Annotated in this window: 2 protein-coding genes; one reads left to right on the forward strand and one right to left on the reverse strand. The window is 45.8% G+C overall.

The window, feature by feature from the left end; genetic code table 11:
* Positions 1-204 precede the first annotated feature (204 nt).
* On the reverse strand, positions 205-1,833 hold the full coding sequence (locus ACTXGO_RS12675) for a long-chain fatty acid--CoA ligase (protein WP_443574783.1): 1,629 nt from the start codon (positions 1,831-1,833) through the stop codon (positions 205-207).
* A gap of 256 nt (positions 1,834-2,089) precedes the next feature.
* Between ACTXGO_RS12675 and ACTXGO_RS12680 the strand changes: the two genes are divergently transcribed.
* A partial coding sequence (locus ACTXGO_RS12680; protein WP_443574784.1) for a Y-family DNA polymerase occupies positions 2,090-2,278 on the forward strand: 189 nt, incomplete at its 3' end.

The following is a 2,278-nucleotide window of genomic DNA, read 5'->3' on the forward strand; positions in this document are numbered from 1 at the left end:
AGAGCACAGCAAGGCCTTTTATCAATTATGCTGTCATATGGAGCCCAACTATCATCAGTTTGAGTTGGATACTCGGTTGTGGTTGCAGTGGCTTGAGCTATGAATTTTGCTTATTCAAAGAATAAAAAGCCTGCAACGTTGCAGGCTTTTATGAGGTAAAAGTAAGATAATTATTAAGGCAATGTCAAAGCAATTCGATAACGCTTATTGCTCAAGCAAGACATCACCATGCTCATCACGCAGATTCTTTTTCATCATTTTACCTGCGCCATTTAACACGATATTATCGACAAAGACAACCTTATCAGGGATTTGCCAGCTGGCAACTTTATCTTTATAAAAGTCTAAAATCTGCGCCTCATCGACGCTTGAGTCGTCTTCTTTAACCACAATCAATACAGGACGCTCGCCCCACTCTTTATGATTGGCGGCAATAGCGGCTGCCATTTTTACCTCTGGGTGACCGGCGGCAATATTTTCTAGCTCGACTGAGGATATCCATTCACCGCCTGACTTGATTAAATCTTTTGAGCGATCGCGGATGTTCATATAGCCATCTTCATCAATAGTGGCGATATCACCGGTGTCAAACCAGCCGTCTTCGGTAATCGCATCTGGCTTGTGGGTGAAATAGTCATCGATGACCCAGTGCCCGCGAATTTGCAAGCGTCCTTGTGCCTCGCCGTCCTCGGCTACGGGCTGATCCTTTTGCTCAGTACCCATCAGACGTATCTGCACACCATAAGGCGGACGACCTTGCGATTTGCGTAGCTCGTTGATCTCATCTCGGCTCAGCGATTTATGCTTGGCTTTAATCTGATTCATCGTCCCAAGTGGGCTGGTTTCTGTCATGCCCCAACCATGGATGGCGTCACAATTGAAGTCTTCTCTGAACGTTTTGATAATCGACGGTGGACAAGCCGCGCCGCCAACGATAGTGCGCGTCATACTATCGAGTTTGCTGCCTTTATTCTTAGCAGCGGTCAGCAGGCTTTGCCAAATAGTCGGTACACCCAGCGCCACCGTTACTTTATAGTCATCAATCACAGAGACCAGACTATCGCCGTCTAGGTTCGGTCCTGGCAAAATAAGTGAGCAACCTGTGAGTGCTGCGGCATAAGGCGTACCCCAAGCATTGACATGGAACATCGGTACCACAGGCAGCAGGACATCTTGCGCTGATAGCGCAGACACATCAGGCATACATAGGGCGATGGCGTGTAGCACGGATGAGCGATGCGAGTACAAGATACCTTTTGGATTACCTGTCGTCCCTGAGGTATAGCATAGGGAACTGGCTTGTTTTTCATCGAACTGCGGCCAGTCAAAATTAGTATTGTTCTCGGCCAATAACTCATCAAAAAATAGCGCGTCAGGTAATTGCTCTAAAACTTTCTCATCGCGATCGCCCAACAAGATAAAGTGCTTAATACCTTTGATATGCTCTTTGATAGCCGCGATAAGGGGCAAAAAGGTAATATCAAAAAACAGTACCTGATCTTCGGCGTCATTAATAATGTAGGCGAGCTGCTCGGGGAATAGACGCGGATTGATAGTGTGGCAAATCATACCGCTACCTGAGATGGCATACCATGCCTCCAAGTGACGGCGATTGTTCCAAGCGAGAGTCGCGATGCGGTCTGAGGACTTAAGTCCCAAAGCCTCCAAGGCATTCGCCAGACGTTTTGAGTTGTCTGAGACGCTCAGCCAATCACTCTGGGTCATGGTGCCATCGACTTCTTTTGAATAGACCGCCGTGTCGCCATGATATTGCGCGGCATGCTCAATTAGGCTACTAATCAGCAGCGGCTGGTACATCATTTTTCCTAACATTTACATATCCTTATTGTGGTGGTTAGCACTTATCCATAATCATCTTTAAAAGAGGGTGCGCATTTAGTATACGTCAATTTTTACGCCTAACACTATTATTTATATCACGTTTTTAAATGACTTTATTCAAAATATAACGACAACCACTGACGTGTCATTGATTTTTTGACTTGAAAAATTCCCTGCTATCTTCTTACAATCAAAGCCATTTCTTCTATCTTTTTTACAAAAATTTTTATCACCCAAAGAGTCCGCTATGTATGCGCTCGTCGATTGCAACAGCTTTTATGCCAACTGTGAGAAGCTGTTTCGCCCTGATTTAAAGGATAAACCCGTCGTCGTCTTATCGAATAACGATGGCTGCGTAGTCGCGCGCTCACCTGAGGCCAAGCGTCTGGGTATCAAGATGGGCGTGCCGTATTTTCAGGTCAAAGAGTTCTGTAAC

Source organism: Psychrobacter sp. T6-1, from assembly GCF_052258445.1.

Excerpts from the sequence above, each read along its gene's own strand:
- ACTXGO_RS12675 (WP_443574783.1), bottom strand. The coding sequence starts at position 1,833 with ATGTTAGGAAAAATGATGTACCAGCCGCTGCTGATTAGTAGCCTAATT.